General features: G+C 32.4%; 29 protein-coding genes. 21 read left to right on the top strand and 8 right to left on the bottom strand.

Annotation, left to right across the window (positions count from 1 at the left end; all coding sequences use genetic code 11):
• Window positions 1-94: 94 nt before the first annotated feature.
• The 4 genes from I5818_RS15195 to I5818_RS15180 all read left to right on the top strand — a co-directional run bounded on the left by I5818_RS15195 (window position 95) and on the right by I5818_RS15180 (window position 2,395).
• Window positions 95-301 carry a DUF4177 domain-containing protein gene (locus tag I5818_RS15195; protein ID WP_058006539.1) on the top strand — a complete coding sequence of 69 codons (207 nt, stop codon included), beginning with the start codon at window positions 95-97 and terminating at the stop codon, window positions 299-301.
• A gap of 148 nt (window positions 302-449) precedes the next feature.
• Window positions 450-1,127 carry an N-acetylmuramoyl-L-alanine amidase gene (locus I5818_RS15190; protein WP_058006538.1) on the top strand — a complete coding sequence of 226 codons (678 nt, stop codon included), beginning with the start codon at window positions 450-452 and terminating at the stop codon, window positions 1,125-1,127.
• A 159-nt stretch (window positions 1,128-1,286) separates the two neighbouring features.
• A complete protein-coding gene (locus I5818_RS15185; protein WP_078111423.1) occupies window positions 1,287-1,745 on the top strand; it encodes a GyrI-like domain-containing protein in 459 nt (152 codons plus the stop codon).
• 191 nt (window positions 1,746-1,936) lie between these two features.
• The gene (locus I5818_RS15180) at window positions 1,937-2,395 is read left to right on the top strand and encodes a copper amine oxidase N-terminal domain-containing protein (RefSeq protein WP_078111422.1); all 459 of its coding nucleotides are present in this window, start codon (window positions 1,937-1,939) and stop codon (window positions 2,393-2,395) included.
• Window positions 2,396-2,650: 255 nt separating this feature from the next.
• Here I5818_RS15180 and lexA read toward each other — a convergent pair whose 3' ends face one another.
• The gene (gene lexA, locus I5818_RS15175) at window positions 2,651-3,274 is read right to left on the bottom strand and encodes a transcriptional repressor LexA (protein WP_058006535.1); all 624 of its coding nucleotides are present in this window, start codon (window positions 3,272-3,274) and stop codon (window positions 2,651-2,653) included.
• A gap of 163 nt (window positions 3,275-3,437) precedes the next feature.
• On the opposite strand from lexA, the gene yneA reads away from it, so the two are divergent.
• The 4 genes from yneA (at window position 3,438) to tkt (ending at window position 6,943) form a co-directional block, all read left to right on the top strand.
• Window positions 3,438-3,761: a cell division suppressor protein YneA gene (yneA, locus tag I5818_RS15170; RefSeq protein ID WP_058006534.1), complete on the top strand. Its 324-nt coding sequence runs from the start codon at window positions 3,438-3,440 to the stop codon at window positions 3,759-3,761.
• A 9-nt stretch (window positions 3,762-3,770) separates the two neighbouring features.
• Complete coding sequence (locus I5818_RS15165; protein ID WP_078110825.1) at window positions 3,771-4,415, top strand: YneB family resolvase-like protein; 645 nt, start codon at window positions 3,771-3,773, stop codon at window positions 4,413-4,415.
• A 100-nt stretch (window positions 4,416-4,515) separates the two neighbouring features.
• Window positions 4,516-4,749: a DUF896 domain-containing protein gene (locus I5818_RS15160; RefSeq protein WP_078110826.1), complete on the top strand. Its 234-nt coding sequence runs from the start codon at window positions 4,516-4,518 to the stop codon at window positions 4,747-4,749.
• Between the two features lie 187 nt (window positions 4,750-4,936).
• Entirely contained in the window at window positions 4,937-6,943 is a 2,007-nt protein-coding gene (gene tkt, locus I5818_RS15155; RefSeq protein WP_078110827.1) for a transketolase, read from the top strand.
• 47 nt (window positions 6,944-6,990) lie between these two features.
• On the opposite strand, the gene I5818_RS15150 is transcribed toward tkt, so the two are convergent.
• On the bottom strand, window positions 6,991-7,557 hold the full coding sequence (locus tag I5818_RS15150) for an HAD-IA family hydrolase (RefSeq protein ID WP_078110828.1): 567 nt from the start codon (window positions 7,555-7,557) through the stop codon (window positions 6,991-6,993).
• Between the two features lie 161 nt (window positions 7,558-7,718).
• On the opposite strand from I5818_RS15150, the gene sirA reads away from it, so the two are divergent.
• The 5 genes from sirA (at window position 7,719) to I5818_RS15125 (ending at window position 13,631) form a co-directional block, all read left to right on the top strand.
• Complete coding sequence (sirA, locus tag I5818_RS15145) at window positions 7,719-8,159, top strand: sporulation inhibitor of replication protein SirA (RefSeq protein ID WP_058003820.1); 441 nt, start codon at window positions 7,719-7,721, stop codon at window positions 8,157-8,159.
• A 73-nt stretch (window positions 8,160-8,232) separates the two neighbouring features.
• Window positions 8,233-8,451, top strand: a complete 219-nt coding sequence (locus tag I5818_RS15140) for a YneF family protein (RefSeq protein WP_058003821.1) — start codon at window positions 8,233-8,235, stop codon at window positions 8,449-8,451.
• Between the two features lie 686 nt (window positions 8,452-9,137).
• Window positions 9,138-9,713 carry an SCO family protein gene (locus tag I5818_RS15135; protein ID WP_058003822.1) on the top strand — a complete coding sequence of 192 codons (576 nt, stop codon included), beginning with the start codon at window positions 9,138-9,140 and terminating at the stop codon, window positions 9,711-9,713.
• A gap of 1,911 nt (window positions 9,714-11,624) precedes the next feature.
• On the top strand, window positions 11,625-13,034 hold the full coding sequence (locus I5818_RS15130) for an ABC transporter permease (RefSeq protein WP_209391779.1): 1,410 nt from the start codon (window positions 11,625-11,627) through the stop codon (window positions 13,032-13,034).
• A 60-nt stretch (window positions 13,035-13,094) separates the two neighbouring features.
• Window positions 13,095-13,631, top strand: a complete 537-nt coding sequence (locus I5818_RS15125; protein ID WP_209391778.1) for an NAD(P)H-dependent oxidoreductase — start codon at window positions 13,095-13,097, stop codon at window positions 13,629-13,631.
• Window positions 13,632-13,892: 261 nt separating this feature from the next.
• Here the strand turns inward: I5818_RS15125 and I5818_RS15120 are convergent, their stop codons facing one another.
• Both I5818_RS15120 and I5818_RS15115 read right to left on the bottom strand, forming a co-directional pair.
• Entirely contained in the window at window positions 13,893-14,615 is a 723-nt protein-coding gene (locus I5818_RS15120; protein ID WP_078111458.1) for a DUF4352 domain-containing protein, read from the bottom strand.
• Between the two features lie 101 nt (window positions 14,616-14,716).
• Window positions 14,717-15,154, bottom strand: coding sequence for a sigma-70 family RNA polymerase sigma factor (locus I5818_RS15115; RefSeq protein ID WP_078111457.1), 438 nt, complete (start codon window positions 15,152-15,154; stop codon window positions 14,717-14,719).
• Between the two features lie 228 nt (window positions 15,155-15,382).
• Between I5818_RS15115 and I5818_RS15110 the strand changes: the two genes are divergently transcribed.
• From I5818_RS15110 to I5818_RS15095, 4 genes are all read left to right on the top strand, one after another.
• Window positions 15,383-15,814 (top strand): NUDIX hydrolase, encoded by a 432-nt coding sequence (locus tag I5818_RS15110; RefSeq protein ID WP_078111456.1) that lies wholly within the window; start codon window positions 15,383-15,385, stop codon window positions 15,812-15,814.
• A gap of 172 nt (window positions 15,815-15,986) precedes the next feature.
• Window positions 15,987-16,808 carry a multinuclear nonheme iron-dependent oxidase gene (locus I5818_RS15105; RefSeq protein WP_078110942.1) on the top strand — a complete coding sequence of 274 codons (822 nt, stop codon included), beginning with the start codon at window positions 15,987-15,989 and terminating at the stop codon, window positions 16,806-16,808.
• Between the two features lie 369 nt (window positions 16,809-17,177).
• Entirely contained in the window at window positions 17,178-18,926 is a 1,749-nt protein-coding gene (locus I5818_RS15100) for an ABC transporter transmembrane domain-containing protein (protein ID WP_078110943.1), read from the top strand.
• A gap of 6 nt (window positions 18,927-18,932) precedes the next feature.
• The gene (locus I5818_RS15095; RefSeq protein ID WP_078110944.1) at window positions 18,933-20,717 is read left to right on the top strand and encodes an ABC transporter ATP-binding protein; all 1,785 of its coding nucleotides are present in this window, start codon (window positions 18,933-18,935) and stop codon (window positions 20,715-20,717) included.
• A gap of 259 nt (window positions 20,718-20,976) precedes the next feature.
• Here I5818_RS15095 and I5818_RS15090 read toward each other — a convergent pair whose 3' ends face one another.
• The gene (locus I5818_RS15090; RefSeq protein WP_071975646.1) at window positions 20,977-21,150 is read right to left on the bottom strand and encodes an aspartyl-phosphate phosphatase Spo0E family protein; all 174 of its coding nucleotides are present in this window, start codon (window positions 21,148-21,150) and stop codon (window positions 20,977-20,979) included.
• 316 nt (window positions 21,151-21,466) lie between these two features.
• On the opposite strand from I5818_RS15090, the gene I5818_RS15085 reads away from it, so the two are divergent.
• The 3 genes from I5818_RS15085 (at window position 21,467) to I5818_RS15075 (ending at window position 23,472) form a co-directional block, all read left to right on the top strand.
• A complete protein-coding gene (locus I5818_RS15085) occupies window positions 21,467-22,174 on the top strand; it encodes a cytochrome c biogenesis protein CcdA (RefSeq protein WP_058003831.1) in 708 nt (235 codons plus the stop codon).
• Window positions 22,175-22,375: 201 nt separating this feature from the next.
• Complete coding sequence (locus tag I5818_RS15080) at window positions 22,376-22,735, top strand: response regulator (RefSeq protein ID WP_058003832.1); 360 nt, start codon at window positions 22,376-22,378, stop codon at window positions 22,733-22,735.
• Window positions 22,736-22,989: 254 nt separating this feature from the next.
• A complete protein-coding gene (locus I5818_RS15075; RefSeq protein WP_058003833.1) occupies window positions 22,990-23,472 on the top strand; it encodes a CcdC family protein in 483 nt (160 codons plus the stop codon).
• A 41-nt stretch (window positions 23,473-23,513) separates the two neighbouring features.
• Here the strand turns inward: I5818_RS15075 and I5818_RS15070 are convergent, their stop codons facing one another.
• A complete protein-coding gene (locus tag I5818_RS15070; RefSeq protein ID WP_078110945.1) occupies window positions 23,514-24,101 on the bottom strand; it encodes a hypothetical protein in 588 nt (195 codons plus the stop codon).
• Between the two features lie 238 nt (window positions 24,102-24,339).
• Window positions 24,340-24,768 (bottom strand): DUF2621 domain-containing protein, encoded by a 429-nt coding sequence (locus I5818_RS15065; RefSeq protein WP_078110946.1) that lies wholly within the window; start codon window positions 24,766-24,768, stop codon window positions 24,340-24,342.
• 411 nt (window positions 24,769-25,179) lie between these two features.
• On the opposite strand from I5818_RS15065, the gene I5818_RS15060 reads away from it, so the two are divergent.
• The gene (locus I5818_RS15060; protein ID WP_158022192.1) at window positions 25,180-25,356 is read left to right on the top strand and encodes a hypothetical protein; all 177 of its coding nucleotides are present in this window, start codon (window positions 25,180-25,182) and stop codon (window positions 25,354-25,356) included.
• A gap of 50 nt (window positions 25,357-25,406) precedes the next feature.
• Here I5818_RS15060 and I5818_RS15055 read toward each other — a convergent pair whose 3' ends face one another.
• The gene (locus I5818_RS15055; protein ID WP_058003836.1) at window positions 25,407-25,994 is read right to left on the bottom strand and encodes a lysophospholipid acyltransferase family protein; all 588 of its coding nucleotides are present in this window, start codon (window positions 25,992-25,994) and stop codon (window positions 25,407-25,409) included.
• Window positions 25,995-26,078: the final 84 nt, after the last annotated feature.

Genomic DNA, 26,078 nt, shown 5'->3' with positions numbered 1-26,078 from the left:
CCAATAGATCATTTATACAAAAATAATAAATCATATTATCAAAAGTAAATAACCTTTCAATAAATAAATGAAGCTAAAAGAGTGTGGTGAAAAAATGAAGAAGTTTGAATATAAAGTCTTTACTTTCAACAATCAAACATTTATTAATAATGATATTACATTATCAGCAGATCTTGATAAATTAGGGGGAGAAAGTTGGGAGTTAGTTTCAGCATTGCCGATTATTGATGGAAATAGTGATGGAAAAGGAACTTCAGTCTTTACGGATGAAATAAAATTTATTTTTAAAAGAGAAAAATAATTTTGATGCATCCATCATGGGTGCTTTTTTTGAGTGTAATATTAGAAATAAAATAATGATTTGTATTTATTTTAATCTTTTTGACTAATAGCCTTTCCGAATAATGATATATCGGAATATTGTATTAAAGAGGAGTTGATAAATTAAAATGATCATACATCAAAAATTTATCCCTGCTTCTAATACATTTACACGACCTGGTATTAAAATGAAACCGGAATATATAACCATTCATGAGACCGATAACACTAGCAGAGGGGCTGATGATGAAGCCCATGCTAATTTACAATATAGAGGGAATTCGAGGCAGGCTTCATGGCATTTCACTGTTGATGATGACTCTATTTACCAATCACTACCAACAAACGAGGTTGGTTGGCATGCTGGAGATGGTAATGGGGATGGCAATATGAAGTCAATTGCTATCGAAATTTGTGTGAATAGTGATGGGAATTTTATTAAGGCAGTAGAAAACGCAGTGTGGTTAACCAGAAAGCTGATGAATGATCATAATATTCCTGTTTCAAAGGTCGTTCAACATCATCATTGGTCAGGAAAGAATTGTCCTCGTAATCTAAGGAGTGGAGCCAAAGGGATTGAATGGAAAGATTTTATCACGATGGTGAAAGCAGATATTAAAAAGGAGGACGTAAAAGTGCCAGAAAAAGAAAACTTAAAGAAACACTGGGCAAGTAAAGCAATTCAAAAGGCGATAGATAAAAAAATAATGACGGGTTATTCAGACGGAACGTGGAAGCCAGATCAACCATTAACTAGAGCTGAGTTTGTAACAGTATTAGATAATCTAGGTTTATTGGATAAATAAAAATTGTCCTTCTCCTTTTCTAGGAGAAGGATTTTCTGATTATTTGATAATAATGGACTATTATGAAAAATGATGATAAATTAATATTTCAACAATGTTTTAAACAAGAGTAAGATTAATTATGATCATTAGAAAACTGGAACGGGGGGACGAAGTGAAGTGGAGGTTATTATAAAAGATCTTGCTGAATTGAAGCTAGTAGGGTATAGGGTATTATGTGAAGCAGAACAATACATAATCGAAATTCCTCAAGCTACAAGGCGACTATTTGAACAGATCAAAGATATTACAACGGTTGTTGATCCATTTCAACTTTATGGAGCGTTTGTTGTAGATAATGAAACGAAGGATGAGGATGGCTATTGGGTATGTGTTGAAGTATCAGATTATAAAGATATACCAACAGAAATGGTCGCATTAACCATTCCAAGACAAAGCTATGCTGTAGTGAGGCATAAGGGAAAGAATAGTCTTATTGGAGAATCCTACAATCAGTTACATAAGTGGATTGAAGAAAACGGTTATAAAAGGTTAAAGAATAAATGGCATTTGGAAAAATATCATAGCTCGGAAGATGTTGACAATATAGATGTAGAGTTACTTGATACGATTGAATAAACAAATACAGTATTAATATCGATAAAAAGTTATTGACTAAGAGTAACAGATTAAAAGGAGAGTAAAAAAGTGAGAAAAAAAGGTTTAATAGCTTTACTAACTACTATTTTGATTTGTATCCCATTTACAATAAACGTGAGTGCTAGTCCTGGTAGATTGGATGGCAATGGTGGGCATACATGTAGAACAAATTGTGCAAATATGGATTGAAGACTGGGCAATATCATTATCACAATTCAGATGGCTCCATTTCATTATCAAGACAAACTGCTAAACGAGTGTCGAAACCCTCGGTCACTCCTGCATTAGAAGTATATATAAACGGTGTTAAACAATCCTATGATCAATCACCAGTTATCGAAAATGGGAGAACATTGGTACCTTTAAGGGGGATATTTGAAAGTCTAGGAGCAAATGTTCAATGGGATCAAAAGAATCAAGTAGTTACCGCTATAAAAACAAATACAAAAATTATTTTAAAAATTGGTGCTAAGTCCCCAACAGTAAATGGAAAAGTATCGCAAATCGATGTTCCTGCAAAGGTGAGGAATGGAAGAACACTAGTCCCTTTACGATTTGTTGGAGAAGCCCTCGGAGCAACTGTTGATTACAATACATCAAAACGAACAATAAGAATTACTTCTAAATAGAAAATATGAATCCATCAAAATGAAAAAGTCATTCCTAATAAAATGTAATATTAGAATGGCTTTTTTTTAATAGTAAGTGTATTTTTGTTGGCTGAATTTGATAGAACTTTATTATTGTTATGTATCTTTAACTTTGTAAACAGACATTTATCCTACAATTCTCCAGTTTTATTCTGTAATAAATAGATATAAAAATGGTCGGATTAGATAAAATAAAAAAGACCAATTATTTGTTGAATTGGTCCCTCGTACATATTAGTGGATGATGTTACGGTATAATCCTATTACTTTTCCTAAAATGGTTACATTATTTAAAATAATTGGTGCCATAGTTGAATTTTCAGGTTGTAATCTGAAAAAATCTTTTTCCTTGAAGAAACGTTTTACAGTTGCCTCATCATCTTCTGTCATTGCTACAACGATATCTCCATTAATGGCGGTATGCTGTTGGCGTACAATTACATAATCTCCATCTAAAATTCCCGCATCAATCATACTTTCGCCGACAATTTCAAGCATAAAAATATTCTCATCAGCTGGTGCTAATTGTTCTGGAAGAGGAAAATACTCTTCTATATTTTCGATTGCTGTAATAGGTAATCCCGCTGTTACTTTTCCTAATAATGGAACATTAGTAACCCTTTGTTGTGGGATATTCTCTGTTTCCAAATCAAGTATTTCAATCGCACGTGGCTTAGTTGGGTCCCTACGAATTAAACCTTTAGTTTCTAATCTCGACAAATGTCCATGAACAGTAGAGCTCGATGCTAGTCCAACAGCTTCCCCAATTTCACGTACGGATGGAGGATATCCTTTTGACTTTACCTCAGTCTTAATAAAATCAAGAATATCTTGTTGTCTTTTTGTAAGCTTTGTCATAATATACACCCCCGGCTATTAAACTTCTCTTTACTTATTACTAGTATAGCATTTATATTTTACCAATACAAACATAAGTTCGAAAAAAACATTGACTTCGAATGTATGTTCGTTTTATAATGATATCAAATAAACGAACATACATTCGAAGGTGGGTTATTATATGATTACTCTATGGAAAAAATACTCTTATGTTATTATGTTAGTAGTTATTTCGATCCTTTTAGGATTATATATATTGATCTCGAGTGATGAAGATACATCAGGCTATCAAGAAATTGTCGTTAATGAAGGACAATCTCTATGGGAAATAGCTAACCTCTATGCTGATAATCATTCCTTAAGTTCACAGGAGTTTATTGAGTGGGTCTCTAAGAAAAATCAATTAAATGAGGATAATATTAAAGCTGGAGAGAAATTAATTATCCCGGTAAAGGCGAAACACCTATTAAATGATAATAGCAAGCTTGCATATGATATGGAGTAGAAATGAAGGATGAAATCAATTATATATTGTCGTGTCAGTACAAATAAACAAACACAGGAAACATCTTTAGAACGGCAAGAAGTCGAATTAATAGAGGCTGCTAATCACTGGAAATTTGAAGTCACTAAGATAATAAAAGATCAGGCTAGCGGATACGATTTGGATAGACCTGGAGTACTAGAAATATTTGATCTTATAAAAGAAGAAGATATAGAAGCTATTTTAGTACAGGATGAAACAAGATTAGGTAGAGGAAATGCAAAAATTGCTTTGCTTCACTGTCTAAAAAAGGAAGGTGTAAAGGTCTTTTGTGTATCCCACCAAGGTGAACTGGAATTGTCCGAATCAGACTCTATGGTTCTTAATATTGTCAGTATGGTTGAAGAATATCAAAGAAAATTACATAATTTAAAAATAAAAAGAGGCATGAAACGAGCTGTAGATAAGGGCTTTCACCCAGAATTTAATCTTAATGGACAGCGTAATGAGCAAGGAAGAGACCGGATTGAACTTCCTATTGAAGAAATTGTTCGTCTACGCCAAAATGACTTAACTTTTGCTGAAATTGCTGCTACCTTAAGAGGCTTTGGGTATAATGTATCGAAAGCAACAGTTAATCGAAGATATCAGGAATATATGAAAAGTGAAAAATAAATCTTAAGTGGGCTATTTTCTTGATAAGTTCAAATATATTTAGTACGATAACCTTATCGTTTTATAGCTATTTAGTTTTTATATAAAGGAGTAGCCATACATGCTTTCTAAAGAAAAAATTGCAAGAATTAATTTGCTTTCAAAAAAGGCAAAAGGTCAAGGCTTAACAGAAGATGAAGCAAAGGAACAATCCCGTTTACGTCGTGAATATCTTGAGAGTTTTCGGTCATCAATGAAAAGCACTATTGAAACTGTTCGGGTTATTGATCCAAATGGTAATGACGTAACACCACAAAAAGTGCGGGATGTACAGGACAGAAAACGGTTACATTAATTATATGGAATGATTTATATAAAGGCTGAGTATTCAGTCTTTTTATCGTTTCACATAATTTTAAGAAAGTTTGCTATAAAACAGTTCAGCTTATGTTACTTTCTTAGGTATTAACAGTTGAGTTATAATACAAACATATCTAATATAATTAATTGGATGAATTCATGTAAGAGAGGATGTTGACAAAATGTTCGATAATACAGATCAATTAGCCGTAAATACGATTAGAACACTTTCCATTGATGCAATTGAAAAAGCTAATTCTGGACACCCAGGTTTACCAATGGGAGCAGCTCCAATGGCTTATACTCTTTGGACAAGAATGATGAATCATAATCCAAAAAATCCTGAGTGGTTTAACCGAGATCGTTTTGTTTTATCAGCTGGACATGGTTCTATGCTATTGTATAGCTTACTTCATTTAGCTGGTTATGGTTTAAGCATGGATGAAATCAAGCAATTTCGTCAATGGGGTAGTAAAACTCCTGGTCACCCTGAATATGGTCATACAAAGGGTGTTGAAGCGACTACAGGTCCTTTAGGACAAGGAATTGCAATGGCAGTCGGTATGGCAATGGCTGAACGTCATCTTGCTGGAGTTTATAATAAGGACAAATTTGATATAGTAGACCATTATACATATGCACTTTGTGGTGATGGTGACCTAATGGAAGGTATCTCAAGTGAGGCTGCATCTTTAGCTGCACATCTAAAATTAGGACGTTTAGTTGTCTTGTATGATTCAAATGATATTTCTTTAGATGGAGATCTAGATAAATCGTTCTCTGAAAGCATTGAAGGTCGTTTTAAATCATATGGATGGCAATATATTCGTGTAGAAGACGGGAATGATTTTGAGGCGATTGAAAAGGCGATAGCAGAAGCTAAAGCAGATGTTACACGCCCAACGATGATTGAAGTAAAAACAGTCATTGGTTATGGATCTCCAAATAAATCTGGAAAATCAGCAGTGCATGGTGCTCCATTAGGTGCAGATGAATTAAAATTAACAAAAGAATATTATAAATGGACATTTGAAGAGGATTTCTATGTTCCAAATGAAGTATATGATCGTTTTAATGAAACAATCGTTGAGCCAGGTGTGAAAAAAGAACAACAATGGCAAGAATTATTTGCTGAATATAAAAAAGCTTATCCTGAATTAGCTGAGCAATTAGACCGTGCGATAAAAGGTGAACTTCCTGAAAACTGGGATCAAGCAATTCCTGTCTATGAGGAAGGAAAAAGCCTTGCAAGCAGAGCTTCAAGCGGAGAAGTATTAAATGCTATTGCTAAACATGTACCAACATTTATTGGTGGATCAGCTGACTTAGCAGGCTCTAATAATACAATGATCAAAGAAGAAAAAGATTTTACACCAGAACATTATGATGGACGCAATGTTTGGTTCGGCGTTCGTGAATTTGCAATGGGTGCAGCAATGAATGGTATGGCTTTACATGGTGGATTACAAGTATATGGTGGAACATTCTTCGTGTTCTCCGATTACCTTCGTCCAGCTATTCGTTTAGCAGCATTAATGGGACTTCCAGTAACTTATGTATTTACTCATGATAGTATTGCCGTAGGTGAAGATGGACCTACTCATGAGCCAATAGAGCAATTGCCATCCTTACGAACAATGCCAAATCTATCTGTTATCCGTCCAGCAGATGGAAATGAAACAGCAGCCGCATGGAGATTAGCATTAACATCTAAGGATAAACCAACAGCACTTGTTTTAACTAGACAAGGATTACCAACACTGAAATCATCTGCAGAATTGGCAAATGAGGGTGTTGCAAAAGGTGCTTATGTTGTTTCACCTGCTGAAGGAGAAACAACTGATGTATTATTACTTGCTACTGGTTCTGAAGTAAATCTTGCAGTTGAAGCTCAAAAAGTACTTTTAAATGAAGGGATTCATGCATCTGTAGTAAGTATGCCATCATGGGATCGTTTTGAAGAACAAAGCGATGCATACAAACAATCAGTTATTCCGAAAACAGTGAAAAAACGCTTAGCGATTGAAATGGCTGCTCCACTAGGCTGGGAACGTTATGTTGGAGATGAAGGAGAAATCCTTGCCATTAATGGCTTTGGCGCATCAGCACCAGGTGGAAAAGTACTTGAAGAGTATGGATTTACTGTAGAGAATGTGGTTTCTCGTGTAAAAGCATTAATGAATAAATAAAACATAAAAGAGGCAATCCATTTGTGAACACAATGGATTGCCTTATTTTATTTTATGTATTGCATGAGCTGAAAAAAGTCTTTGTAATGGGAAAGATAATAATCTGCTCCAGCTTGATTATTTTGAAAGAGACAAGTCTTAATATTTAATTTTTTGCCGGCAAGTATATCTAATTCTCTATCCCCAATGATTAAGTCGAGATCGTATTTTTGATGTAAATATTTATAAGATGCAGGATGAGGCTTCCGTGGAAAACCATTATCAATAGTAACTATTTCTTTAAAATAATGTCCCCACTGATAATGAGTTAAAATATTTTCCACTTCTTTCCTCGTATTATGGGTCATGATGACATTTAAATTAGCGAACTGTAGAACTTTCTCAACATCTGGGAAAGGACGTATATCTTCAGGTGTGACCTCATTTTCGATTTCTTTAATCCTTTTCGTTTGCTCTTCTGTTAATTGAAAATAATTTACCGCGTGAGTATAGGAGATTTTTAATTGTTGATAGATCACTTTTTCGGGAATATTTCCAAGAATTTGTTTAAAGCTATTTGTATATATTGGATATGTATCAAATAGTGTTCCATCAAAATCCCAAAGAATATTCAAAAAACTCACCCTTTCTACTAATTTCTAATTATAGTATACCTATTTAAAAAGAAATGGTCATTCGACAAAAAAATCAGACAAGTGAAACAGTATTTGACAAAAAAATCAGAAAATAAGGTCTATAATAGGTTGAAACGATTCAAACTCGGGAGTGAGGTATAATGCGTGCCTATCAAATCTATTTAATAGAAGATGAGGTTGCAGAGTATTATTATGGACGGGAAAGAATGTTTTACGACTTGTTTATTGAATATTTTCATGTAAGCGGCAGACTTAAACAAATCATTCGAAGGCAAATTGAATATATTACAAAACCAATTCCTATTTTACATATCCAGTATTTAGTGGGACAAGCCTTTGCAAAGAAAAAAGAATTAATTGTAGAGGGTCATGTGTATAAATTTAGGGATAGTGATCGGACAAATGGTGTAGAATTAATGATAGGAGAAAATAGTTTAAGGTTACAGGCATGGGGAAAATTTGATTCTGAATCAGCATTCTTAGAAATTTTAAGAAAATATGATGGTCGTTTATTAGCAATTGACTTCGAAAATGAACGTTATGGCTGGATAAAACCGATAAAAGAAAGAAAATACATTTGAAACACTATTGAAATATTGTATAATGATTGAGGATTTAGTACACTGTACATAGACAACATGAAGGAGGAATAGTATGGCCTGGTGGGGATATTTACTAATATTAGTTGCATTACTTGCTGGTATTGCACTAGGATTTTTCATAGCTCGTAAATATATGATGAACTACTTAAAGAAAAATCCACCAATCAATGAACAAATGCTTAAAATGATGATGACACAAATGGGCATGAAACCATCGCAAAAGAAAATCAATCAGATGATGAATGCTATGAATAAACAGCAAATGAAGTAAGACCTATAAACCCCTGAATACATAGGGTAATAGTGACATCATAAATTTTATATTGATGGTTATTGAAATCAATAATACGAATTAGTGAATTTTTCTCCATAATTATTAATGTATAAATGGTTTAACTTTCACATTTGTAAAGAGACCACTCTTTTCGGTTAGAAACTTAACCAGAAAGGAGTGGTCTTTTTATGTTCCTTAAAGAGGTAACGAAGGGAAACAATTATTATTGTTTAGCAAAAGGTGTAAGTGAAAAATTGGAAAATAAAACCTTTTGAGACAATATATTAGATTACTCCAAGCATTGTTAGATACTTTTAGAATACAAGCTTAACAATTATAAAAACAGATGTTTAAATTATCAGAGGTATCTAATAGATTTCATTAGTTAATGTAAAACCAGGAATGAAAAACACATAAGAGAAGGTATAAAGCAAAGGATCGAGTGTCTCAAAAGAAACATCAATTATCTATATTTCTAACTTGGCACATTTAACTGTTGAAATTATAATATTAAGAAAAGGAAAAATAATTGAACGTGGGACACATAAAAAATTAATATAAATAGATAGTTATTATTCTAAAATTTATAGATCACTTAAAGGAAAAGCCTTATTTATAACATAAAACTCTATTACGAATTGTGTTAAAGTGAGTATAACAAAAGAATGAAAGTAGTGTGATCAATGATTAAGAAATCTATCCTATACATTTTATTTTTATTAACCATATTTGCAATAATAGGATGTAGTAATTTTAAAGGAGATATGGATTGGGAATTATCTGAATTTGACATGAAAGACCAGAATAATAAAGATTTTCAATTAAAGGATATAAAAGGAGATATATGGCTAGTAGACTTCATTTTTACCAGTTGTGCTACATTTTGTCCTCAGATGACTGCAAATATGGCACAAATTCAAGAAATGGTGAAGGAAGAGAATTTAAAAGTAAACTTCGCTTCGTTTAGTGTTGATCCAGAAGTGGACTCCCCTGAGATTTTAAATTCTTATGTACAGAAGTTTACAGAGAATACTGATAATTGGTATTTGTTAAGTGGATACTCACAGGATTATATAAAAGACTTTGCTTTGAAGAATTTCAAAACTATTGCAAATAAACCAGAAAATGGACAGGTAATACATAGTAATCAGTTTTATTTAATTAACAAAAAAGGAGTTGTAGTTAAAAGTTATGATGGAAATAACAATGTACCCTTTGATAATATTGTTAAAGATATAAAAGCATTGTCACGACAATAAGAATAAACAAAATGATTCCAATAGGGTTAAATTTTAAAAGAATTCTTGCTAAAAACATGTTGAAATTCAAAATTAAGATAGAAGAGTCGAAAATAAATTTGAAAGAACTTATGTGATTTTTATTGATTTTATACTGCTAGGCATAGTCATCCCTTTTCCGGGATTATCTAGAAAAAATGTTATCGATACAAACAAAGCAATGGATATTTGTTACAATGGCAGCGGTAATTACTTTAGCTTATTATCCTCTTAAATTTAAGATAATTATTTATTACTTTATTTTGGAATGAGTGTAATTGAATGTACTCTTTTTTTATGAACTTTTTTGAATTCATGACCGTTTATTTGTGTATGTTTGCAAATAAAAAAGGAGTTAAAGTACTCCTTTAGTTTTATTAAAAAGATTGATCTATTTTTTGTTCTTTTGATTTGCTACAATACTTATTATATTTATTAAAGCATACTGCATTAAAAGCTCAATAGCAATAAAGTACAAATGAAAAGAATAGCGATATATCATGTAAAGATAAATTGCACTAAAAGGAACACTCAGTAGAATACTTCACCATTTATTCTTAGAAAAGAAATAAATAGATAGTGAAACTACCATACCAAATACAAGAGATTCTAATAGAACAAAAATTGTTAGATTCCCATAAAAAACTTCAGAAAAATAATGCATTAAAATCTTACCCCCACCCCTCATATTAGATAATATCACAATAATAACAAAAGTAAAAAAATATTAAAATTAATAAACAAGCGGAAGTTTAGTGAGACAATATTAGATATTAAGCATGATCACGACGAAGGCAATAATTTTATTATCCATGTATAAGAAGTTGTCGTTGATAATCCAAACACCATGGAGGGTCATACTGCTACATGGGTTTGGTATGGTTTAAATAAGAATAGAAGAAAAATATATAATCATTCAATTTCAAAGATTGGACTAACTTCAATGAACTTGATAAAAAATAGATAATTAAAAAAATCAGATAATATTTCTTATTATTTGGGTGTCCATTGGAATTTAAATATAACCCATCTTTAGAAATTCTTTTTAAGCTCTCAAAAACTAGATAATAATAAAAGAATTAATGATTTGAGTAGAATTAGCAAAGATAATATGGTTATTAAGAACATAACAAATAAAAATTGAGAACTAACTATATAAAAAATGGAGCTTTCATAGCTCCACTTTTGTTTATCTAATTTTTTATTTACTAAACATCGTTCCCAAAGTAGTTTCGAAGCTAATTTCGCTTTCTCCTGTTCAGGACTCGAATAAAAGAAAAATTGCCTTTAAACTATTAGGCTTATTTATTCCTTTTTGTGTGATTAATCGATCAAGGTATAGGTATTTGGGACAATGGCAACAGTTATTCATTTAGGGAGTGTATTTGATAAGTAACCCCATAAAGTATAAAGTATATAAATCTAGAATTGGGGATAAATATAGTTTCTCTCCATGAAAATAAAACTCAGTTACATCTATTTCTTCTTTAGTATAGAAGTTGTAAAAGTTATGTTTTATATAATAGGCACAATACTGCTTACTTGTCCTCGATATGAGTGATACTTTTTTCAAACGCACCAGTCTAAAACCCTATATTATTCATCAGGCACTGAACTGTTAATAATTTAACTTTTATCCTCGATTATGTATGTATTTCCACTGTAATGCGACTATGGCTATATCAATAATTGGTTAAAAAAAAATCCCTTCTTTTACTTCTTAATGAATGAACTGGAGTCAGCCTCACTGCTTTAGACGTAGCGGTGCAAGGAAGAGAGTTACCAACACTTCTCCTTTTAATGAAATAGTTCTCTTTTTAAATCCTCATAATCACGAACAAGATGGACATAATAAAATGACTAAAATATATTCGTTGTTAGGGGATTTCGATCGTGAATCAATTGTTTAAATTAAGCTCCTCTTGGTTTCCAATTTGGTTAATTTCTTTATTAATGCTAGTCATGGTCTTTGTTTATCTGCCAATATTTAAAGGTGCAAAACAAAACATGTCTGATGTACCTCTAATTATTGTAAATGAAGATAAAGGAAAAATTGGCGATGCTATACTATTAAATCTTATCGAAAAACAAAATGGGAACTCTTTTAAATGGAAGGTAGATGAAAATAGGGAAGATGCATTCAACGATATAAGAAATAACAAAGCTTATGGAGCATTAATTATCCCTTCAGATTATTCAAAAAATCTTGGTGAAGTTCATGATACCCTTCTTTCTGGTCTTACGAATGGTCAACCAGCTGATTTAGAAGTTTTATTAAATGAAGGGATTGGACAAACTGCCACTATGATTGCAAGTAACACCCTTCAAACTGTCGCTTTATCTACCTCCAAAGAAATTAGCAGCCAATTTAAAGAAGAACTGCTGCAAAAAGGAATGAGCTTAGCGCCGGAGAATGCTTCACTATTGGACAATCCAGTGAAGATTGTTTCAACAAATGTACTGGGGCTGCCGGTTAATCTTAATAAAGGAATGACACCATTTGTTATGGCTCTTATATCCTCCATTACTGGGATGTTAGGAGCAAATATGATTCATGGATATCTTTTGCGCAGTAATGGTACTTTGAAAAAAAGAGGATCGGCATTAAGTGAATCTGAAGTCCTTACTTCAGAAATAATTTTTGGGTTCATATTAACATTCTGTGTGTCAATATTTATTCAACTAGGGGTATTTGGAATCTTTGGAAGTGCACATGCTTCAAGCATTTGGGCGATATTCCTCTTTACTTTTTTTAGTTGTACAACCATGTTTCTGTTATTTAAAACGATAGCGGTATTTTTAGGTGGATGGGGAATGTTAGTAATGTTCTCGGTAAATTTTATGGGGATATTCTCGAGTGGTGGAGCATTTCCATTATCAACGCTACCAATTGTCCATCGACTATTCAGTAATATTTTACCTACACGATATATTGTAGACGGTATTAGGGCTTTGCTTTATTATGACGGAAGATTAGAAGCAGGCCTTGGTCAAGCCCTAGGTGCACTTTCCATCTATTTTGTTTTGACATTAGCGATTCTTATTACATTCATTGCTAATATTAAGAAATATAAAGAAGTTAAACCGGTTGAAAGTGGAAAGAAAATTGGAGTAGAAGTAGAGAATGAAATTCCTCATAAATCACATAATCATGAGAATAGGGAGATTCACCATACCGGAGAGAAAGATGAACAGTTTCGTCAAGCATTAAGCCATCTAGCAAAAGGCAAACAAGAGGAGAAGCAGGAAATGGACGACGATGAGTTCCGTAATGCATTAAAATCATTACATAAAAAGAAATAAAAAAGAAAATCACGCTTCCTACAATATTTAAAACTCTTTAAAGTAATGGAGAGATAATAAATGAAGGTGTTTATTGTATACGATAGTGAAGGCGGACATACGGAAGCTTTAGCGAGAGCGATTGGTCATGGGGCAGAACAGACTGGAAAAGCTACTGTGTACGTCAAACATGTTGATGAAGCCGATGTCCATGACCTACCGGAAATGGATGCAATTATTTGGGGATGCCCCGGCCATTTCGGCAGTATTAGTTCTGGTTTAAAAAAGTGGATGGACAAACTTGGTTATCTATGGGCACGCGGTAAACTAGTGGATAAAGTGGGTGCTGTTTTTTGTACAATAGCCACAACACATGGGGGACTAGAAGCGACCTTGTTAAATCTTATTACTCCCATGCTTCATCAAGGGATGATTATTGTAGGTTTGCCAGGAAATATACCAGAAAATGCTCTATACGGTTCTTATTATGGTGTGGGAATATCGTGCCCCATTGAAAGCTCCGTACTATTAAATGAGCAAGATCAAGCACTGGGAAGAGCATTAGGTGAACGGGTTGTTCAAGTAACGGCTCAGCTTCAAAACGAAAGCAGAAAATAGATGATATGTTCTCAATCCATAAAAATTTCCTTTAAATCGGGATAGGGGTAATTACCTTATCCCGTTTTGATGCTGATAATAACTTACAGTTCGTGATATAGTTATGAACTAAGCCAGCATTCTAGTAGCCTATCTATGTTAAAATGGAGACTTATTGAACTTCGAATAACCAAAATGAAAAGCTTTGGGAAAAATAAAAAAAGAAATCATCTTGAAAAAATCAACATGATTTCACTTTTGCAGACTATAGATAAATAATTGTTACTCCGGAAAGTACCATTCTATAAACATTTTACCTTCTTTGTCTAAATAAATAAATTTATACTTCTTAGCTTTAGGTATTTCAAATAACAGTTCACCACTTTTTGATTCTGATACTTCAAGTGGACCTTTAATAGATTCAACATTTTTAATATCTATTTGTTCTTCCATTTGATCGTTAAAAAGTTTCATTGTCACTTCTGGTGATATGAACAGCTCTTTACTCCCTCTATTCTCTACTTTTATTAATACTCCTATGGTTATAAGCCCATTGTTGGTTTCTTGTTCATTAGATGGTACTACACGAATTTTATTAACCCTTACTCCAAGATCTCCAGTTCCTTTATACCCTTCACCTACTTTTAATCTTGTTTGCGTATTGCCGTAAAGTGCTGGAGGAAAATCATAAATATCTGTATCTTTGGTTTCTGCTAATGTCGATTCCTTTTTTTCATTAGGTGAAGTTTCTTTTGCAGATTCATTTAAATCTTTCATGCTATTTGTAATAAGGATACCTACGAAGCTAATAAATAGAATCGTAAAAGCAATAGTTAAGAAACGTGGAACTAATGATTTTGAACGAAACTGATTTTTAGAATAACGCTGTTTCTTAATCCCTTCACGAATATCTTCCTTTTGTTTATCAGTAAAATGTTCTCCAGATAAGATTGTGTTATCTAAAGCAGATTTCAAATTTTCAAACTCATCCTGGTTACTTCGCATAAATTTCCACTCCTTTATCTACTAGTTTTCTTAACTTTTCCCTACCTCTTTTCAAACGGACCTTTATTGTAGAATTCTTAGTTTTGAGTAGATTACTGATCTCATTTATAGTTATAATAAAATAATATGATTACTTCTCGATATTTTATAGGTAATGAAAGAACACACTCAGATAAATAATATTCATCTTCATTCTGAATAACAGCATCTTCAGGTGATTCTGTGTAAGTATCTTGATAGGGATAAAGTTTATTTACTATTATTGTTTTTTTGTAACTTGTACTTCTTAATATGTCTCTACAAGCATTAGTTAAAATAGAATATATCCACGTCTTAACAGACGAATCTCCTCGAAAATCCTTTTGTTTGAGGAAACATTTAATGAATGTTTCTTGTACGACGTCCTCGGCTAATTTCCAATCCTTTAAATACAAATAAGCAACACGAATTAACTTTTCACCGTAATCCTTCATTAGGATTTCTAACCATTGATCTGTATCTTGAATTCCATCCAAATGATCATCATTATTATTAGTCATTACTGTTATTTCTCCCCTTTTGATAGCGACTACTGAATTGACGTATTTACTAACAGAAAGGTTACAAAAATATGGTAATAATAATTTGGATATTAAAAGCTATTATCTGTAACGTCAATAAACTAGAAATTTTGTGAACTGTATAATGTTCTAATAAGAAATTTTTCTATTCTAAAAATTAAAAAAATGTTAATATATTTTAATATATGTAGTTAAGGAGGGAGTTTTTTGGAACAAAGTACATCGAATGTATTCATACCGCCAAAACATATAGTTTCCGCAGCAACCATTGTGCTTAATGAAGAAAAGGAAATTCTATTAATCAAGGGACCTTGGAGAGGTTGGGAAATGCCAGGTGGGCAAGTGGAAGAAGGAGAGTCTTTGAAGGATGCTGCAATTAGGGAAACTAAAGAGGAAACAGGTATTGATATTGAGGTATTAAAATTTTGCGGAATTTTTCAAAATGTAAACAAATCAATTTGTAATACGCTGTTCTTAGGAAAACCTATTGGAGGTAAATTGACAACTTCATCAGAGAGTTTGGAAGTAGGGTTCTATCCTATTGAACAAGCTTTGAAAATGGTGACTGTAGGGAACTTCAGACAAAGAATTGAATACTGTTTGGACGAAAGCAGTCATCCATTTTATATAGAATTTTAAAAAACTAAAAGTGAAACAAAATGAGTATATTCCTCATTTAAGTAGAAATCTAAAGGTGTAGAGAGATTAGTAGTTAATATTTCAAAAGAGTAATATTAGTGAAACTTGCACAATAGCTTAAAAATGATTAAAGGCATATATGGATTAAAAAAATAGTTATGAGGTGAATATCATGAAGGTAGCTGTTAACTATTCTACTGAGGCGGAGCAATTAATTAAAGACTCTTTAATAGATGTTGATGTGTTTAAATGTCCAGATTTTAGTAGGGAACTTATTCAACGAGCTGAGAGGACAAAGCCTTGTTATGTTCATTTTGGATTAAACGCAGGTTCTGGACAGATTGAAAATGTGGATTGGACTTTAATTAAGGAATTAAAGAATTGGACTCAAACCCCTTATGTAAATGTTCATGCAGTTGCCTATTCCAAACATTACCCCGAGTTTGATGTACTAACTGACGAACCGTCTCACATTAATTTAGTGGTGGATGCTGTAATACGTGATATTGAAATAGTTGCCGATAAGATCGGCATAGAAAATGTAATAATGGAAAACGTTATCTGTCGAGGCAAGGGTGATAATATGATGAAATCAGTGATTGATCCTATTGTTCTCTCGGAAATTGTTAGACGAACTGGATGTGCATTCTTATTAGATACTGCTCACGCTCAAATGACATCAATATGCCTTGGTTTAAATGTAAAAGAGTATATTTCACAACTTCCAGTATCTAGTCTTAAAGAACTTCATATTACGGGTATTCAAAAAGATGAAAACGGGCGTTTACGTGATAGTATGCCAATGACTAAAGATGATTGGGAACTAGCTTCTTGGGTATTAAGAAAAATAGAGAACGCAGAATTTTCAAAGCCGTGGGTTGTAGCGATGGAATACGGTGGAGTTGGACCTGCATTTGAGTGGCGTTCAGAAGAAAATGTATTAGCTGAACAAGTACCCGAGTTTTATAAAATGGTAAAGCTTAATCAACATTAGATGATGCTTACTTAACTTACACAAAAGGCAGCAGTAATTGGGAATTGTGTACCTGTAAAAGTATTAAGTTTTTTGTATTAAGGACAGCCACCACATTAGGAGGCTGTCCTTTTTTCTGGGGTTTAAAAGTGGAAGTGTTCCTCAATTCGATTGAAGTGAAAAGCTTTCGTTGAATCCTCAATTAATATAATTTTTTCCTAAAGATGTTATATATTTTATGGTAGAAATGAAAAGAAAGGCAGATTTTTAATAATCTTTATAAATACTCTTTTTCATTATCGAAACATTTGGTAAAATTAGAAAGCATTTGTAATTCTGATATTATAGAATAAATATAGTTATTATTCAGGAAGACAGCGAGGGATTGGGATGAAGGTTTTTATTGATTTAATGTGGTTTTTTAAGCAAGAGAAAAAAGCTTATATAACCGGAATAATATTATTAGCAATGGTGGCGTTTCTTCAACTGATACCTCCTAAAATTGTAGGAATAATTGTTGATACAATTAAAGAGAATCAATTAACGGGAGTAATATTAGCAAAATGGATTGCTGTATTAATTATTGCCGCTCTTGCCATGTATGTTCTTCGTTATTATTGGAGAATTATGATTTTTGGTTCGTCATTAAAATTGGCACGTATATTAAGAAATCGTTTATTTAGTCATTTTACAAAAATGTCATCCTCTTTTTATCAACAAAAAAGAGTAGGGGATTTAATGGCGCATGCGACAAATGATTTACAAGCAATTCAAGGAACTGCAGGGTCAGGTGTTTTAACGTTTGTAGATTCACTTATGACTGGTGGCTTTGTAGTGATCGCAATGGCTACAACGATTAGCTGGAAGCTTACGATTATTGCCTTACTACCAATGCCTATAATGGCAATATTAACAAACTATTATGGCTCATTATTACATAAACGATTTCATAATGCTCAAGAAGCGTTTTCATCATTAAATGATAAGACGCAAGAAAGCATTTCAGGAATGAAAGTAATTAAAACATTTGGTCAAGAAAAGGAAGATATTGAATCGTTCCGTACCCAATCAGAAGACGTTGTCAAAAAAAATATTGCAGTAGCAAAAATAGACGCTCTTTTTGATCCAACCATCTCAATTGTCATTGGCATCTCTTTCTTTCTATCTATTGTATTTGGTTCAAAATATGTATTAGCAAATGAATTAACACTTGGGGAGCTCATTTCTTTTACAACATATCTCGGGCTATTAATTTGGCCAATGCTTGCCTTCGGAAGTTTATTTAATATTATGGAACGTGGAAGAGCCTCATATGCTAGGGTAGATCAACTTCTATCTGAACCTATCGAAATGATTGATAAGGCAGAGGCTTTGAATACTGTACCGAAGGGTGATATTGAATTTAAAATTCAGTCATTTAAGTATCCTAATGAAACGAAACCAGTGCTAGAGAATATTCATTTTCTTCTAAAACAAGGGGAGACACTAGGGATTGTAGGGAAAACAGGGTCAGGAAAGACTACTCTTATTAAACTACTTTTACGAGAATTCGATGGGTTAAATGGAAAAATCCGTTTTGGAGAACATTTCATTGAAGATTATCAGATGGATCGATTACGAGAAGCGATAGGCTATGTTCCACAGGACCACTTTTTGTTTTCATGCACCGTTGGTGAAAACATCGCCTTTACAAATCCATCCACTAATCAAGACAATATTGAAAAAGCTGCTATAACAGCGAATATACATGAAGATATCCTTCAGTTTACAGAGGGGTATCATACGATGGTTGGAGAAAAGGGAGTATCGCTTTCTGGAGGGCAGAAACAAAGGATTTCTATCGCCCGTGCATTATTAATGAATCCAGAAGTACTCATATTGGATGACTCCTTATCTGCAGTTGATGCCAAAACAGAGGAAACCATTCTCAATGCACTGAAGTCAGAGAGGAAAGGGAAAACAACGATGATTGCCACTCATCGACTAAGTGCAATTAAACATGCCAATTTGATTCTTGTCTTAGAGGAAGGAAAAATAATCGAACGTGGAACGCATGATCAATTATTAAATCTAAATGGGTGGTATAAGTCAATGTATGAACGTCAACAACTTGAGGAGCTTGTTGAGCTTGGGGGATAAAGAGATATGGATAAGCAGAAAACAATGACTGGAAAAGAGCAAAGAAAAATTTTAATTCGCTTAATGAGCTATACGAAACCACATATGAAAATGCTTATATTTGCATTTTTTCTATTATTATTAGCGACGATAGGCGATATATATGGACCAATATTGGTAAAAGTGTTTATTGATGATTATTTAACACCTAAAGAATTCCCATATCAACCATTAGTAAATCTTGCTTTATTATATATTTTTATACAAGTATTTAAGGTGGTTGTTTCTTATTTTCAATTATATAAATTTCAAGAAATTGCTGTGAAAATCATCCAGCAACTTAGAATTGACGTTTTCTCAAAAGTCCATGGCCTTGGAATGAAATATTTTGATAAAACACCTGCAGGAAGTATTGTATCACGAGTCACAAACGACACTGAGGCAATAAATGATATGTTTGTGAATGTATTGGTTACCTTTATTCAAGGCTTCTTTTTAATTATCGGGATCTTTATAGCGATGTTTGCTTTAAATGTAAAACTAGCAATCTTTTGCCTATGTATTTTACCCATACTCGTTTTTATCATGGGACTATACCGAAAATATAGTTCTGCTTTTTACCAAGATTTGCGAGAGAGGTTAAGCCAACTAAATGCAAAATTAAGTGAATCATTGCAAGGAATGTCTATTATTCAAGTATTTCGTCAGGAGAAAAGATTTCGTAAAGAGTTTTCCGATATAAATAATAAACATTATAATGCTGGAATGAAGAATATTAAAATTGATGGATTACTATTGCGTCCCGCAATCGATTTAGTATATGTTTTCGCTTTAATTATTGTACTTAGTTATTTTGGAATATCTTCCTTTAATCATACAATTGAAATAGGCGTGCTTTATGCTTTTGTAAATTATTTAGATCGTTTTTTTGAACCTGTGAATCAAATGATGTTTCGTTTATCGATGTTTCAACAAGCAATTGTCGCAGCATCAAGAGTTTTTCGTATTATTGATGAAAAAGAAGTCGCACCTCATCAAGAAAGTAATCAGAATTTACAAATTAAAAATGGAGAGATTGAATTTAGAAATGTCAGTTTTTCATATGATGGGAAACGTGATGTACTGAAAAACATTTCTTTCAAAGCGTTACCTGGTCAAACTATTGCCTTAGTTGGTCACACAGGTAGTGGAAAAAGCTCCACTATAAATTTGATGATGAGGTTTTATGAATTTGAACGTGGAGAAATTTTAATTGATGGAAAATCAATAAAAGAGTATCCCATCAAAGAATTACGAACTAAATTAGGATTAGTATTACAAGATCCATTTCTGTTTTTTGGAACAATCAAGGATAATATACGTCTTCATAACCCAAATCTTGAAGATGGGCAAATTGAAGATGCAGCCAAATTTGTTCAAGCACACTCTTTTATTGAAAAATTACAAGACCGCTATGATCATAAAGTTGTAGAAAGAGGCTCTACTTTTTCAAGTGGTCAACGACAGCTTATAGCTTTTGCAAGAACAATGGTAACAGATCCGAAGATATTAGTTTTAGATGAAGCGACAGCTAATATTGATACTGAAACAGAAGAGGCAATCCAAGAGGCACTTGCAGATATGCGGAAAGGGAGAACAACAATTGCGATTGCGCATCGATTATCTACGATTCAAGATGCAGATTTAATTTTAGTTCTTCATCAAGGAGAAATTGTTGAACGAGGCTCCCATCAAGAATTAATTGCATTAAACGGGTTATACCACAAAATGTACTTATTACAAAACGGATTGAAAGAAGCGGTTGAAAGTTAACCAAACCTTACTATAAAGTAATTAGAAACGTATTGTCTGTCAATGTAACAATGAACACTTCTTACTAAATATTTTCTCAACCATTGTTTCTATTTAGGTAATGTTTTAACTAAAAAAAGGTTGAAGATCGACAAGTCCTTCATTCCTTTGAGAAAAGAGCTGCAAATTAAAAGGTCAAAAAAATAAAAAACGGGTATCTTAATACTCGTTTTTTGCATTTTTGTGCATATATTTAGTAGTATATAGGGAGGATTTTCTATTAACCAATGGCCGTTTTCTTTTTCATATCTAATTGGATGTACTTTATTAGTAATCCGTCCAATTCTTGACTATATTTTATGGCCAAAGTGGAATTAAGACCTTCGTTTTTAACGATTTCTATTAAATCAGCCCGTTTTTTTTCAATTAGTTTTGAAAGTTGATTATTGTTCACGGATGATTTCCTTTCGTCCATAATTTTAATGATTGTTATTAATGATTGTTATTAATGATTGTTATTAATGAATGTTGTGTCTATTAGGCTGATAACCACTAGATTTAGTATAAAGAGCCTATTTATTTAAAGTATAACCAATCTTTTACACTTTTTCAAAACTTTTCTCTTGTGGTTTGTTGAAAAAGTAATGGTAGTTTCTGTTTACCCATATATTGTCTTTTGAAACTTAAAGAAAATTTTTCACACAATATTCGGTAATAACCTAGGGTAAACTCTGGTAAAATGAATAAAAATGGATCAGGAGATGTTTTTTATGACTGACATTAGTATATTTTTGGCACTTGGAGCAGGTTTTTTAAGTTTTATTTCTCCATGTTGCTTACCGCTATATCCAGCATTTGTTTCATATATAACGGGTATGTCTGTAAATGAATTAAAAGCGGAGAACGCGATGCTTCAAAAAAGAAGTCTCTTACATACGTTATTTTTTATTTTAGGATTTTCAATTGTGTTTATTGGTCTAGGATTTGGAACATCCTTGATTGGAAATATATTCAAAAACTATCAAGATCTTATTAGGCAAATTGGAGCCATTCTAATTATTCTTTTTGGATTTATAATTGTAGGATTTTTGAAACCAGAATTTCTAATGAAAGAACACCGCTTTCAATTTAAAAATCGACCATCTGGATATTTAGGTTCAGTACTGATAGGTTTGGCATTTGCTGCAGGATGGACACCGTGTACAGGCCCGATTCTTGGAGCGGTTATGGCACTAGGTGCAAAAAATCCAGGTTCTGCTGTCCCATATATGGTTGCTTATGTATTAGGGTTTGCTATACCATTTTTTATTTTGTCTTTCTTTATTGGAAAGCTTTCTTGGATTCGGAAATATAGTAATAAGATAGTCAAGGTTGGCGGCTACTTAATGATCGTAATGGGTATTTTTCTTTTCTTTAATTGGATGACTATTCTTACTAGCTATATGTCTGCACTATTCGGAGGATTTCAAGGTTTTTAGTTATCATTTTTGGTAGAATATCGATAAAGATTACTTATATAAGATTTGTTGATAATTATTAAAAAATCCTGCTTTATGATAGAATTGAAATTGTTTGAAATTGAATGGAAAGTTATGAAAATTTTTGATATATTTAATATATGTTATTAACAACCACTCAGAGAGAAATGGTTTAAGGTAGGATATGAGGGGGAAACATCTTTGGCCAAAATTTTAGTGGTAGATGATGCAAAATTTATGAGAGTTACTTTAACAAATATGTTAGAAAAGGCAAATCATATTGTAATTGGTGAGGCTGAAAACGGACGGGAGGCAGTCGAGCTTTATCGTAAATTAAAGCCGGAAATAGTCACAATGGATATTACAATGCCAGAAATGACTGGACTGGATGCTGTAAAGGAAATAAAAAAGGAATTTCCTGATGCTAAAATTGTCATGTGCTCTTCTATGGGGCAGCAAAAGATGGTAATGGATGCGATCGAAGCTGGTGCAAAAGACTATATCGTAAAACCATTTAATGAAAATCGTGTAAATGAAGCTATTGACAAAGTATTAGGATAGAACCATTCGTATAGAGTGGTTTTTTTATTGCTTATAAAATATATCTTAGTCAGTCAACTTAAAAAGTGTTCCTTTGTGAAAATATCAGCTAGAGTTACGCTCGTTAGTCAAATTATTCACAAATAATTACTTGTTTGAACATCCACTTTTTTAATTCTTTACATAATAATTTCGCTTTTTTTAGATATCCGTTATAATATAGATTGTTATTATCGAGAAATTTGACATCAAAAGTAAAAAAGAGGATGATTTCTATGCTTGAAATAATAATTTCCACTGTTGTTGCACTAGCAATGGGTTTGTTTGTTATTTTTATTCGGACAAAAGCATCGAATAAACCTGCTTCTGCGAAAAAAATTATTTTACCTCCGATATTTATGAGTACTGGGATGTTAATGTTCATTGTTCCAGTTTTTAGAGTAACATTTTCTGAACTTCTTGAAGCAGTCTTAGTGGGGATGTTGTTCTCTATAGTATTGATTAAAACATCGAGGTTTGAAATCCGTGATAATGATATTTATTTGAAACGCTCAAAGGCATTTGGATTTATTTTAATCGGTTTACTACTTATCAGAGTTGTCGCTAAAATCATTTTAAGTTCTGAAATCGATCTTGGACAATTAAGTGGTATGTTCTTCTTACTGGCATTCGGAATGATTGTTCCGTGGCGCGTAGCAATGTATGTACAATATCGTAAGCTACTTAACGATTTAGAAATACAGACAAAAGGGATATAAAATAATAGATGGAGGGCTGTCTAACGTTAGATCAGCCCTTCTCATTTATTTATATCCATTTCTTTAATTTCAGTAATAATTGTTTTACCACCATGTGATTTTACAAATTCTTCAATTTTTTTATGATAACCTGAAAGGTATGAATTATAGTCAATGACATACTTTTTCCCATTATTGAGCTTAAATATAAGTTGGTGTGCTCTCCTATTGTATTCTTCTTTTATGTATATTTCCTCCATCTCTATTATACTTTCCCATGGAATTTCTGTTGTCCCTAATGATTTTATGTCATTATAATAGAATCCTTTTTGAGTTCCGTAATAAACATTATCAATACTTAAAACTATCGAAGTTGCTGCTACAAGAAATAAAATGATAGAAATAACTGAACGTATTTTTGCACTAATTCGATCAACTGCTAATAGAATTAGAGTAATCCCAATGATAATAAATGCTATACTAAAAATGAAATAAGAACTAGTGTCAGAACTAAAAGCAAATGCTCCCTTTTGAAAAAATATCATCTCACGAATAAGTGCTCCGAGAAACAAAGGAAATAAGAATGACCCCAAAATGCAAATAATTCCGATAGAAACAAGAATGGTAAACTTTCTATTCTCAAAACGCATGAGAATTCCCCCTTTATTTGTTTTACGCTTTAAATACCCCTTCGGTATATGCTCGTAAAACTTATCTAGTTGAAATATATATATCTATTGAAAATTTTACCATATTATCTCAATTAAATATATATTATGTTATGAATTGTTTAATAATTTAGAAGTGTATGGGATATATTCCGAAATTACTAGTAAAAAAAAGTCAAAGAAAAAACCGCTTATTAGCGGTTTTTAAGAAGGAATATCATTACTGAAATAAATGTTCATACGGAGAATCATCAATATTCATTTGACGAAGTTTCTTTCGCAAAAATTTATGATCTCGCTTTGGAGTTGCTAATATGTAACCTCGAATCACATGTTCACGATTAATTTCTTTCGCATGATCTTCTAAGGCAATTTCACCAATTTTTCCAGCAATTTTTTGCCTAGCAACATCTCTAAATAATTCAGGTACGGGGCTTACTAATTCTTCTAAAAGTTCTTTTTGTTCTGGAGTCCATAAATCAATTGTCTTCTTCACATAATGTTCTTCCCAATCTAAAATCGATTTACCATCTTCTTTAGGGAGTCTCTTTAAGAATTTTCTAAACATGAAGAAACCACCAATGGCGAATAAACTAATTAATATAACAACCCAGAACAAAATAAAATATAAAAACCAGCCGCTAAGCATTTAGTTTCACCTCGGTATAAATAGCATATCTTTATTCATTATAGACAATTTGAAATTATAGTGACAAGTATTATTATCTCGTTAATTCAATTGAACTGTTTTCGTCTCGTTTGTTGCTTGCGGAAATGCACTACTGCAGGCTTTTACACCCAATAAAGAATTCAGCACTTCTTATGAGTTTTCAACTCTTTTCTCAAAACATTAAATGGTGTAGTGGTTTTCAGCCAAAAGTTATTAGTTAAACTTCATTTAAATAGGAATCATGTTCGAGAAAAGAGGCGCAAATTTAAATTTTATAAAAGGAAATATGCAATTCATGCTTGAAATAGGTCTTTTAGCTTATTCGTTTTATGAGGAATTTTCATATTCTGATTATAAAATCAAATACTTTGGGGATTGGAGTGTGACTGAATGCATCTTTTGGATTTCGAAAAAAGAATTGATAACTGCAAAAGTCTTGAAATGCTCCAAGCAGAAACTCAAATCATTTTAGGGATTATGCAGAACGAACCATGCAATAGTAAAATATTCAATGATTACATTAATATACTTGAAAAGATTTCTTTGAAGTCAAAGAATTTAGAATAAAAAAATGGTTGCCGAATTAGGCAACCATTTTTATGTATAAACTTGATGAATTAATTGTTAGCTTCTAATTCATCGAATATTTGTTTCATTTCTTGTGTTTTTTGATCTATCGTTTCTTTATTTGTATTTATCCCTTGTTCGAAAGTAATTGGTTCACCAAATCGGACAACAATCTCTTTTCTTTGAAGTAGTTCCTTAAATGTTAATGGTCCTTTATAAATGGCTGGTAAGATTGAAACACCGGATTTCATCGCAATGGTTACTGCACCTCTTTTTAATGATGCTTGTTCGGTGGTTCTTGTTCCTGTAGGGAAAATTCCTACAACCTTGTTGTTTTTTAAAAGTTTTAAGGGTATTTTTAAGGAGCTAGGTCCTGGATTATCCCTATTAACAGGAAAAGCATTTAGTTTTGTTAATAGATATTTGATTGGTTTAAAAGTAAATAGCTCTTGTTTGGCCATATAATGAATAGGCATAGGCCATAGACTGAATGCTAAGTAGATGATATCGAACCAAGTTGTATGTGTGCAAACAACGATGTATGGGGAAGAAGGGATTTTATTTTTATTTTCTATTTTTAATTTTCCCCCTAAAATAGTAAGTATAGTTCGAACTACACGATAACCAAAAGAATACATTGAATCACCCCTACAATGCATTGTAAAGTAAATATATACTTTGATTCTAGTATTTTAATAAAATAATATTGAAATTCCAATATT

The organism is Heyndrickxia oleronia (genome assembly GCF_017809215.1).
Classification (GTDB): domain Bacteria; phylum Bacillota; class Bacilli; order Bacillales; family Bacillaceae_C; genus Heyndrickxia; species Heyndrickxia oleronia.
Note: the sequence above shows the minus strand (reverse complement) of the source record. Positions and strands in the feature narration are given on the sequence as shown.

What these genes read in the sequence shown, in the direction of transcription:
- yneA (WP_058006534.1), top strand. Translation starts at nt 3,438, where the DNA reads ATGATTACTCTATGGAAAAAATACTCTTATGTTATTATGTTAGTAGTT.
- I5818_RS15075 (WP_058003833.1), top strand. Translation starts at nt 22,990, where the DNA reads ATGCTTGAAATAATAATTTCCACTGTTGTTGCACTAGCAATGGGTTTG.
- I5818_RS15055 (WP_058003836.1), bottom strand. Translation starts at nt 25,994, where the DNA reads ATGTATTCTTTTGGTTATCGTGTAGTTCGAACTATACTTACTATTTTA.
- I5818_RS15125 (WP_209391778.1), top strand. Translation starts at nt 13,095, where the DNA reads ATGAAGGTGTTTATTGTATACGATAGTGAAGGCGGACATACGGAAGCT.
- I5818_RS15190 (WP_058006538.1), top strand. Translation starts at nt 450, where the DNA reads ATGATCATACATCAAAAATTTATCCCTGCTTCTAATACATTTACACGA.
- lexA (WP_058006535.1), bottom strand. Translation starts at nt 3,274, where the DNA reads ATGACAAAGCTTACAAAAAGACAACAAGATATTCTTGATTTTATTAAG.
- I5818_RS15165 (WP_078110825.1), top strand. Translation starts at nt 3,771, where the DNA reads ATGAAATCAATTATATATTGTCGTGTCAGTACAAATAAACAAACACAG.
- I5818_RS15160 (WP_078110826.1), top strand. Translation starts at nt 4,516, where the DNA reads ATGCTTTCTAAAGAAAAAATTGCAAGAATTAATTTGCTTTCAAAAAAG.
- I5818_RS15135 (WP_058003822.1), top strand. Translation starts at nt 9,138, where the DNA reads ATGATTAAGAAATCTATCCTATACATTTTATTTTTATTAACCATATTT.
- sirA (WP_058003820.1), top strand. Translation starts at nt 7,719, where the DNA reads ATGCGTGCCTATCAAATCTATTTAATAGAAGATGAGGTTGCAGAGTAT.
- tkt (WP_078110827.1), top strand. Translation starts at nt 4,937, where the DNA reads ATGTTCGATAATACAGATCAATTAGCCGTAAATACGATTAGAACACTT.
- I5818_RS15085 (WP_058003831.1), top strand. Translation starts at nt 21,467, where the DNA reads ATGACTGACATTAGTATATTTTTGGCACTTGGAGCAGGTTTTTTAAGT.
- I5818_RS15140 (WP_058003821.1), top strand. Translation starts at nt 8,233, where the DNA reads ATGGCCTGGTGGGGATATTTACTAATATTAGTTGCATTACTTGCTGGT.
- I5818_RS15065 (WP_078110946.1), bottom strand. Translation starts at nt 24,768, where the DNA reads ATGCTTAGCGGCTGGTTTTTATATTTTATTTTGTTCTGGGTTGTTATA.
- I5818_RS15195 (WP_058006539.1), top strand. Translation starts at nt 95, where the DNA reads ATGAAGAAGTTTGAATATAAAGTCTTTACTTTCAACAATCAAACATTT.
- I5818_RS15105 (WP_078110942.1), top strand. Translation starts at nt 15,987, where the DNA reads ATGAAGGTAGCTGTTAACTATTCTACTGAGGCGGAGCAATTAATTAAA.
- I5818_RS15100 (WP_078110943.1), top strand. Translation starts at nt 17,178, where the DNA reads ATGAAGGTTTTTATTGATTTAATGTGGTTTTTTAAGCAAGAGAAAAAA.
- I5818_RS15120 (WP_078111458.1), bottom strand. Translation starts at nt 14,615, where the DNA reads ATGCGAAGTAACCAGGATGAGTTTGAAAATTTGAAATCTGCTTTAGAT.
- I5818_RS15095 (WP_078110944.1), top strand. Translation starts at nt 18,933, where the DNA reads ATGGATAAGCAGAAAACAATGACTGGAAAAGAGCAAAGAAAAATTTTA.
- I5818_RS15115 (WP_078111457.1), bottom strand. Translation starts at nt 15,154, where the DNA reads ATGACTAATAATAATGATGATCATTTGGATGGAATTCAAGATACAGAT.
- I5818_RS15070 (WP_078110945.1), bottom strand. Translation starts at nt 24,101, where the DNA reads ATGCGTTTTGAGAATAGAAAGTTTACCATTCTTGTTTCTATCGGAATT.
- I5818_RS15060 (WP_158022192.1), top strand. Translation starts at nt 25,180, where the DNA reads ATGCATCTTTTGGATTTCGAAAAAAGAATTGATAACTGCAAAAGTCTT.